The following is a 9,485-nucleotide window of genomic DNA, read 5'->3' as shown; positions in this document are numbered from 1 at the left end:
ATGTAAAGAGGAGGTAACCGCGACATGTACAAAGGCAAAGTTGCAATGATCGCCATTGTGGCGCTGCTCTTGGCGGCATTTTTGACCGCTTGCAGCAGTGGTAGCAGCAGTCCGCCCCCGCCCACGCCCACTCCGGAAGATCCGGCGGTGACCGCCACCATCTCCGGCCAGGTCACCGGCAGCGGTGGTCTGGCCGATGTGCTGGTGGCCGGCGGCGGCAATCAAACCCACACCGACACCAACGGCTTTTTCACTCTGGAGGTGGAGGTTCCCGAGGATAATCGGGTGGTGCTGAGTTTCTCCAAGTCGGGACGGGTTCCCGCCACCAGGGTGGTTAACTACACCGAAGGAGTTTCCGATTACGCCCTGGCCCTCTCGCTCAGGGTGCCCACCGCCGCCGCAACCGTGAACCTGGCGGACGTTGATGCGCTGGAGGTGACGGATAACGGCAACGGTGGGCAGCACAAGATGACCATCGGCAATCTGCAGCAGGCCATCGGTGATGAGGGCACCATCGAGGTGAGCGCCTACTATGGAGATCCCACCAGCGAGGAGGGGCGCCAGTCCTTCCCCGGTGATTTCATGGCGGCCCGTTCCGATGACCCCGAGGAGAGCGGGCAGGTGGATGCCGGTGATGCCGACATTCTGCTGGAAAGCGTGGTTTTTACCGATATCAGCATCACCAACGGCAACGGTCAGCAGATCGAAACCTTTAACGGTGAGTGGCTGCTGGTGGAGATGCGCCTGCCCGACGAATTGCAGAACCGTTACCAGGCCGGCGACTACATTGAGTGGTGGTCCTTCGACGAGGAGAAAGGGATCTGGGTCCAGGAGCACGCCTTCCCCGAAGGCCATTCTGGCAGGGTGATTGAGGCGGATGGCTTTTCCCACGCCCTTATTTTCAACCACGAGACCGAAAACGCTCTTTACGCCCGGGCCTACGCCCGCCATCTGAGCTGGTGGAACGTGGATGTGCCGGTGGATCAGCACGCGGTGGTTTGCGTTGACGTGGTTGATGAGGATGATGAACCCCTGGCCAATGTCCAGGTGGAGGCCCGGGGGGTTACTTTTCAGAGCTCCACCTATGCCACCACCGCCAGTGACGGCAGGGCCTGCATGACCGTGAAGCGTTCGACGGATGAAAGTAACCCCGAAACGATCACGGTCCATGGCCGTCTGGGTTCCTTCGGCAGAACCTATGATGTGACCGACGCGGAGGAAGGGGATCCCGTAACCGACGAGATTTACGTCCCCACCGCCGACGGCAGCACCATTCGCAACACCAACCCGGAGAACTGGCTGGTTCTGAGCAATAAGCTGGTCATGGCCTATGACGGCCGGATTCAGGGTTCGGTCACCTACGAGGATTCGGGGTTGCCGGCGGTTGGAATTCGGGTCCGGACCAACCTGGGGGTAACCGCCCTTACCGATGCCGTTGGAGATTATGAGCTGAAAGTTCCCCAGGGCACGGTGCTGGTGGCGGTGGTAGGGGCCTCCAGCCGGGAAGTCGCGGTGGGTGCGGAGGCAGTCACGGCTGATTTTATCATTCCCAACCAGGCTCCGGTGATCGACGATATCCAGGCCGATCCAGGTCTGATGGTGGATGCCGGTACTCTTGTGGTTTTCCAGGCCGTGGCCCATGACCCGGATGGCGACCCCATCACCTATCAGTGGCAGGCCAATGTAGGGACTCCCACCAGCGGCAGCGGGGCCACCTTCAACTGGCGGGCTCCCAGCGGCACCGGCACCGCCACCATCACCCTCACCGTCAGTGATGACAAGGGAAGAGAGGCCCAGGCCAGCCGGCAGGTAATTTACGGCGGCGAAGTGGCGGGCACCTCCCTCAAGATAACCGTCAAGGATGAACCCAGTCTCGACAATCCCGTGAGCGACGCTTACGTTATTCTCCATGCCACCGACGGCATCGCGGTTGACGAATATCTCACCACCGGCACCGACGGGGTGGCGGATTTCGGTGATATCGGTCGTGATCGGGCCACCGTTACCATCGCTTACGAGTTCGCCGGCGAGTGGACCAATCGGGTGCTGGATACCATGGTGGATATGCCGGTGGCCGATATGGTCTACTATGTCGGCTCCGATGATTTTGAAATGACTTATTTCGATGGCAATCTTGACTGGGGAACTGCTGGCCGCCCGGCTAGCGTTAACTCCATTGGCCTCGTCCATCCCTATGGCTGGTCGGCTGGAGGAGACCTGATCAGCGGCTTTTTTTATGACGATCAGCTCCAGGAAGACGGCACGATCAGCCTGGTGGCGGCCGGTTTCGATACCGCCTCCCAGATGGTCCGCTACGGTTACCTGCTGGACCAGAATCCTGCTGACTCGCCCTTTACGATTACGGTGGATCGTACCCCCGCCCTGCTGGACTGGACAGCCGACAGAACTCTCAACAGCCTGTTTATCTTCGGCTGGCGGGCTAACGCCGAGGTGGGGATTGGCCGCAATTTTAACCTGTCCTCGGAGACGGGGACCCTGGCCTGGGCCGATGGTTTTCCCACCGACTCCTATTCCATCAAAGCCAGCGGCACCATGGGCGAGGGCGCCAACGACTGGCTGACCGTTCTGAACCAGTCGGCGATTCCCGCCAGCCTTAATATCCCGGTGGCCGGGTTCAATCTGGCCGACCTGAGTTATGATCTGGACAATAAGCGCTTCACCTGGCAGCTGCTGGGAGAGGCCGCCGCGGTGGATTATGTGGAAGTCTCGGTATACGCCTATGAGTGGAGCTGGACCGCCGCCATGGCCCCGGCCGCCGCGGGCAGTTTTAGCGTCCCCGATCTGCCGACAGCGATCGCCGATTGGGTCGACTTCACCGTGCCGCCCCACCATGCCGGGATTGAAGCCGGTGATTTTGATACCGTCAGCGGCTACGATCACCTTGCTGCCACCTATGTTCAGGGGGATCACCCGGAACTGATCAGCAACCGGATTATGTGGGCCTTCTCCTGGCTGGAGGAAGATTGGGAAGGGGAGGGAACAACACCCCAGGCCCTGTCAGCCTCCGGGTCCGAAACTCTGGAGCAACCGCAAGGAAGCCGGAAAAAGCCCGGTGATGGGATCATGGGGCTGTTGCGCCGTTAACCCCAACTAAATCAAAAACGATCAGATCAAGATCAAGGGGGAGGATGTCAAGCGGCATCCTCCCCCTTGTTTATTTCCCGCAGCAGATCATGCTTGTTGTTGACCCCGGCCTTATCGAAAACCCTTTTCATGTAGGTCTTGATCGAGGACTGGGAGATCCCCAGCTCCCGGGCGGCCTCCTTGTAGGTATGGCCGGCCAGAACCAGGGCAACCACCAGTTTCTCCTGCTCCGACAACTGTTTTTGATGGGTGGCCCGGCCGGCGTTCCAGTTCTCGACCAGTTGCTCCGGGTTGACCGCCGCCACCGGCGCAGATCGGAGCGAGGCGTCGGTGGTGGCGGCAGCGTTCTCCGGGTTTTGCGGGATTGGCTGGTTGGCCCTGGTTTGGGGCCGCCACCAGCCGAGAAAGTAAAGAGCCAGGATCGCCATGGTCAGGATCAGGGTGCCGGCCGAGGTCAGCAGTTGCCCCATGGCCGCGAAGTTGCCGGCGACCAGGGTGCCGCTGAAGATGGCCAGCAGCATTACCGCCAGGCCGATGGCCACCGCCCGCTGGTTCTGGGCCTGGTTCAGCAGCAGGCAGATCAGAAAAAGATCGATCAGACCGAAGGCCAGGTGGTTGGCGTACATGCTGATAATGGTGGCGATGACCGGTTCCCACTCCAGTAAGGTGAGGGAGAGCATGGCGCAAAGAAGGCCCAGAACCAGCAGTAGATCACGGTTGCGGCCAACCAGCCAGGCTCCCCCCAGGGTGGCGATTCCGTAAGCCAGTAGCTCGATGCCGGCTAGAGGGCTGACCTTGGCGTATTGGGGAGAGATAAAGCCGAACATCAAACCCCCGATCAGGTAGAAGAGAAAGATGAAGGGCAGGTAGGGGGTCAGGCCGGCAAAAAAGGGGGGGGAAACCGAATCGGGTCGGGTTGGGGCCTGGTTGTCGATGGGAAATGGCATCAGTAGAACCGGAGGCAGGGCGATCAGCAGAAACAGCCAGGATGGGGTGGCCGCTACCTGCGAAAAGAGGGCCGCCAGCAAATTCCCGGTCAGTAAGCCAACCGCCGCCGCCCAGGGTGGGGCCGGCGAGCGTTTCAGGTTGACTATTACTCCCACCGCCAGGGGAGCCGCCGCCACCCCCAAAGTTCCCATTATCAATTCCGGGTGTTCAGGAAAGTGGGGAAATGACGCGGTAAGCAGGGAGGTAAGCCCGCCGGAAGCTCGGAATAGTATGAGCTGCGCCCTTTCATCCCGAAGCCCGGCCAGCAGCAGGATGGCAACAATGTGCCCGGCCAGAAAGTAGAGCATCAGGCTGGGGGCCTTGGCCGGGGGCAGCAGGCTGCCGCTCATGGGAAAGACCACCAGCCAGAGAACAAAAGCGGCGAAGTGCAACGAGCTGATTGCGGGTTTCATGGAACTTTTATATAGCCGGTTGACAGAAAAAGTCGACAGAAAACCCCCGGTTGGACGACAATTGCCGGTGGTTCCTCCTTCATTTGGATGTCGTTTTTTGCCCTCGATTGCCAAATCTTCTTGCCGGAAGCCTGCCGTCGCCGTAAACTGTCCCCGTTTTCCAGATTTGGGTTTTACGGTGTAAATTGTTGATTTCTTGATTATAAAACATGAGCGGTTATGGGCCGATGCGTTTTGGGGCGGAAAAAACTTTGATCAACCTGCTGCTCAAGCTGGTGCAGATGTTGCCTCGGCGATGGGCCCTGGCCTGGGGCCGGGGGCTGGGGTGGCTGGTGTACCATTTGGATGGTCGCCATCGTCGGGTGGCCCTGGCCAATGTCGCCATCGCCTTTCCCCGCGCCGCGCCGGGGGAGGCCAAGGCCATTGTCCGCCGCTCTTTCCAGTTTTTCGGGGCCTATATCCTGGATATGCTCTCCCTTTTGAACCGGGGGTTGGAGTCCGCCCGCTTCGCTGATTTCGAATTTGCCGGGGTGGAACATCGGGAGGCGGCCTACGCCAGGGGCAAAGGGGCGATCTTCTTTTCCGGCCACTACGGGCCCTGGGAGATGATGGCCCTGGCCCATGGCTGGCAGGGCCATCCCATGGGAGTGGTGGTCCGCGAACTTGACAATCCCCACCTGGAGGCCCTGCTCCAGCGCTTCCGGACCCTGACCGGCAACTTTATCATCGAGAAGACCCAGGCGTTTCGGCCCATGTTGAAGGCGATGCGGGAAAACAAGGGGCTGGCGATCATGATCGACCAGAATGAAAGTTCTAAAAACCGGCTCTTTGTCGATTTTTTTGGCCGTCCGGCCGCCACCACCCCGGCGGTGGCCCTGTTGAAGATCAAAACCGACGCCGCCCTGATTCCGGTGATCTCCCTGCCCCTGCCGGGCAACCGTTACCGCTTCACCTACCTCCCCGAGGTGGAGATCAGCCGGAGCGGCGATCGGGACCAGGATATTCTGGCCTACACCCAGGCCTGCACCGCCGTACTGGAGGAGCAGATTCGGGCCCAACCCGATTACTGGCTCTGGATGCATCGGCGCTGGAAGACCCGGCCCGACGGGGAGAGCCCGCCTCAGAACTGATGTCCGATGAAGCCCAGGTAGAAGAAGGAGCGATCCTCGGCCTCCACGTCGCTGTCCAGCCGATAGGCCATCCCCACCCGCAGGTTCAGCGGCAGCAGATGGGCGAACACCAGATCCAGCTTGTATTCCACCCCCAATGAACTCTTGATCTCCTGGTCGTTTTCGGCCCCATGCCAGGAACCGTCCCAGGCCGCGCCGCCCTCGGCGAAGATGGTCAGGTGAGAGCGGTCGAAGAAGAGGGGAAAGATCGCCGGGCCGTTTTCGTGATAGGCCAGGGGCAGGCGATATTCCACGGTGCCGCGCAGGATCCGGTCGCCCCGTTGCACCGCCCGGGGGTAGCCGCGCAGGGCAAAAACCCCCTCCGACTGGCCCAGCAGTTCCTCCGGGGTCCAGAAGCCGCCGAGCTGAAACCGCCGCTGCAGCAGGCGATCACCCTCAGCCAGCCCCCCCTTGAGCCACCAGCCCCAAAGATGGCCCCGCAGGAAGGGCACTCGGCCATACCCCCGCAGATCCCCCAGGAACTCATCCAGCTCAAAATCACTCTCCAGGGAGGAACTGAAATGGTTCCAGCGGGCTTGGACCATGCCGCCCCGGGTGGGAGCGATTGCCAGCCGGGGCCACTCCCGGTTGGCGAAAGTCAGCCCCAGGGTGGTGCCCCGCAGGACTCCGGTGGCCGGGGCCTCCTCCCCCGTCGGCAGGGTACTCAGGGTGGTCAGCCGTTGCTCGATCACGCCCAGGCGGCCGGTCAGACCCCAGCGCATCTGGAGCAGGGGCACCAGCAGGGTGGCCCGCAGGTCGCGCCGCCGTTCCCAGTAATCGGGCAGGGGACGATGGCCCGGCTCCTTTTCGGGCGGGGTCCAGAGATTGCCGTGGTTAACGGCCAGGTCGGAGGCGCTCAGCTCCAGGATGGGGAAAAACCAGTGGTTGCGGTAGCTGATCGCCCAGGACCAGCGATCGCTGGCGCTGCCGTAGAGGGCTGCGGCTTCAAAGCGATGGCGGTGCAGGGCGTCGGCCCCCCAGGTGCTGAAACCGTAATTGCCACCCTCCTCATCCACGGAAAACAGGGGCAGCCAGCCCCGGGGCAGCAGGGTGGCGCCGGCCAGGTAGGGCCGGTGGGCCGGGAGCTGGGCATCGTCGCTGGCTGCCGGCTTGCCGGCAGATGGTGTTGACCTCTGACCCCGCTCCCGCGAAGCGGTCTCCTGCTGGGCCGGGGCGGTGCTTATCGTCCCGTGGTTTTCCAGCAACTGCAGGTCAAAGCCCCGGGCGGAGTAATCGGCAAACACCAGCCGCCCGGTCCGGGGGCAGAGGGCCGGTTCAAAGGCGCCTCCCACCACGTTGGTCACCCGGGCCAGCTCCCCGGTGGCCGGGTCCAGGCGGTGGATATTGTGAACCTTGGCCGCTGCCAGGGTAAAGTAGAGTTGTCGGCCATCGCCACTCCAGACCGGCCAGGCGGGGGTGGAGTCGGCCCTCTCCAGCAGCACCCGGCTTTCACCCCCGTCGGCGGCCAGGATCTCCAAGCCGGTCCGGCCCCGGCGCCAGCGATCCACCACCAGGCGCTCCCCGTCGGGGGACCAGCGGGGGCGGCCGTAAACCACCGGTTGCTCCTCTTGGCGCAGGGGAGTGATCCGGCCCTCTTGCGGGTCGACCAGCACCAGGGTGGTGGTCCCTTCCCCCTCCCGCACCGCGATCAGCCGGCTGCCGTCGGGATGAAAATCGGGGTCGCGCAAGCGGGCGCCCGTGGTCAGGCGGGTAAGCCGCTGTTCCTTGAGGTCGTAGAGATAGAGATCGGCATAGAGCTGAAAGGAACGGCGGCGCTCCCAACGGGCAAAGGCCAGGTAACGGCCATCGGGGGAGAAGGAGAGCCCGGTGGAACCCAGGGCGTCGGTGAGCTGCCGCTCCTTGCCGCTGGCGAGATCCAGCAGCCAGAGCGCCGGCCATTGGCGGGCCCCGGCTTCGCTGTAAGCCAGGAAGCGACCGTCGGGGGAAAAGCGGGGGGCTCCGATCCGGTAACCCCGCCGGGTAAGGGGTTGACCCGCGGTTTCACCCTCTTCCACCACCCGCTGCTTGAACGCCGCCGCCCGCTCGGTCTCCACTTGCCGCCACTGCCGCCAGAGCTCTTTGGGGCCTTTGCCCATGGTGCTGGTGAAGGAGGCGTGGAGCCGGAAGGGCAGGGCGCGACCGGCATAATCGGCGGCCTGGGCAAAAAGCCTCTCCTCACCGTAGGTTTCGGTAAGGTATTCGAGGAAGGCGGCCCCGAAAACGTAACGGCTGTAGCCTCCCGGCCAACTGGCCTGGAACCCCTGCATCCGGCCCAGGGTGGGGAATTGATCCTCCAGGGCCGCCATCCGCACAATCATCTCGAAGTAGGCCGAGCCGGTGCGGCCCCGACCGGTGAGGGCGCTCTCTTCGTAGGTGGCCAGCCCCTCCACCAGCCACTGGGGTGAGAACCAGTTGGGAAAGGTCCAGGGGGTGGCGATCCGGCCGAAGAGGGCCCGGGCCACCCGGTTGCCGCCCCGGACCTGATCGAGATGGGCGATATGGAGATATTCATGGACAAAAAGGAGAGTTAACCACTCTTCATAATCGGCCAGCTCCTCGCCGGGGGCGGCGGGGCGCAGCAGCAGGTAGACCGTGTTGTAAGGGAAGGAGGTGGCCGCCGCGTTGGCGTAATCCAGGTGGTCGGAGATAATAACCCGGGTCCGGCCCCGGGGGGTCCAGGCCAGGCGGGAGTTGATCTTGGCGTGGACCTCCTCGGCGATCCTGGCGGTATGCTCGGCCTGGGGGGCCAGATGATGGGGGAAATGGATCGCGAAGTTGTCGGTGGTCAGGGTCCGCCAGCGGTAGTGGGAGGGGTAGGGGGCAAAGGGGTGGGCCGGGGCGGTCCAAGCCAGGAGCAGCACTGTGCCGAGCAGGATCAGGATCCGCGCCGGTATGGCCGGGGCTGCCGGCTGTTGCTCCCTCACGCTTTCACCGGGGGAAAAAGGTTGAATAAGGCAAACATGGCAATCTCCTGGGGCGAGGGTTGGCTTGGGGCCGGCTGGTCAGATTGTACAATGTAACCTTGCGCCCCGGCAAGGGCTCGGTTATCTTCCCTAAGTTTACGGTTGCGACCGGCCATAAAGATTAAACCTTGCTGACCGAGGAGTTTGGGGTGGGGTCCAGCCGGGACTGGCACTACAGCACCCGTAAAGTAAATGAGCAGACCGTTGCCGCCGTAACCAACCGGCTGCGTCAGCAGTAATTAACTTGCCAAACAAGGAGACCAGAATGAAGAAGATATTGGCGGCGGCCACCGCCCTTTTGGCCCTGGCCGCGGTGGAATCGACCCAGGCCGCGACCTTCGAGCTTAGTTTGAGCGATACCTCCATCCAGAGCAGACTGGCGGCGCCGGTGATCGAGGATGACCACGGCTCCACCGAGTTCAACGCCCGGCTGCTTTACAACGATCGCAAACGGCTCACCCTGGCCTCGGCCGGGGTGGAGTTCATCACCCAGCCTTTGGCCTCCGGCCTGGGCCTGGGACTGGGTGTCGAGGCCCTGGCCGGCCGGAAAAAGGACACCAGGGCCAACCAGGATATCTATGGCCTTTCGGTGGGGGCCCGCCTCTACTACTATCCGGCGGAGTTGGCCGGCTGGGGCTTTCAGGCCAAACTTTACTACGTTCCCCAGATCACCGCCTTTTCCGACTTGGATCGGCTGCTTGAGACGGGCGCCCGGGTCGGTTACGCGGTCAGTCCCACCCTGGAGGTCTTCGCCGAATACCAGAATATCAGGGCGGATTTCGATCGGCTGGGCAAGCAGACCATCGACGATAACCTCCGGGTCGGGTTTGCGGCCAGTTTTTAACGGC

General features: G+C 62.6%; 5 protein-coding genes. 3 read left to right on the top strand and 2 right to left on the bottom strand.

Features of this window, described 5'->3' with window-relative positions; all coding sequences use genetic code 11:
• Nucleotides 1–24: 24 nt before the first annotated feature.
• On the top strand, nt 25–3,105 hold the full coding sequence (locus tag ACHHRT_RS11920; protein WP_395499998.1) for a PKD domain-containing protein: 3,081 nt from the start codon (nt 25–27) through the stop codon (nt 3,103–3,105).
• Between the two features lie 47 nt (nt 3,106–3,152).
• On the opposite strand, the gene ACHHRT_RS11915 is transcribed toward ACHHRT_RS11920, so the two are convergent.
• The gene (locus tag ACHHRT_RS11915) at nt 3,153–4,505 is read right to left on the bottom strand and encodes a helix-turn-helix transcriptional regulator (RefSeq protein ID WP_395499997.1); all 1,353 of its coding nucleotides are present in this window, start codon (nt 4,503–4,505) and stop codon (nt 3,153–3,155) included.
• Between the two features lie 209 nt (nt 4,506–4,714).
• Between ACHHRT_RS11915 and ACHHRT_RS11910 the strand changes: the two genes are divergently transcribed.
• Entirely contained in the window at nt 4,715–5,635 is a 921-nt protein-coding gene (locus ACHHRT_RS11910; RefSeq protein ID WP_395499996.1) for a lysophospholipid acyltransferase family protein, read from the top strand.
• Here the strand turns inward: ACHHRT_RS11910 and ACHHRT_RS11905 are convergent.
• On the bottom strand, nt 5,626–8,598 hold the full coding sequence (locus tag ACHHRT_RS11905; RefSeq protein WP_395499995.1) for a hypothetical protein: 2,973 nt from the start codon (nt 8,596–8,598) through the stop codon (nt 5,626–5,628). The genes ACHHRT_RS11910 and ACHHRT_RS11905 overlap by 10 nt on opposite strands.
• Nucleotides 8,599–8,902: 304 nt before the next feature.
• Here ACHHRT_RS11905 and ACHHRT_RS11900 point away from each other — a divergent pair, with 304 nt between their 5' ends.
• On the top strand, nt 8,903–9,481 hold the full coding sequence (locus ACHHRT_RS11900; RefSeq protein WP_395499994.1) for a hypothetical protein: 579 nt from the start codon (nt 8,903–8,905) through the stop codon (nt 9,479–9,481).
• The last annotated feature ends 4 nt before the right edge of the window (nt 9,482–9,485 follow it).

The sequence above is a fragment of the Desulfurivibrio modestus genome, from assembly GCF_044068625.1.
GTDB lineage: Bacteria > Desulfobacterota > Desulfobulbia > Desulfobulbales > Desulfurivibrionaceae > Desulfurivibrio.
Note: the sequence above shows the minus strand (reverse complement) of the source record. Positions and strands in the feature narration are given on the sequence as shown.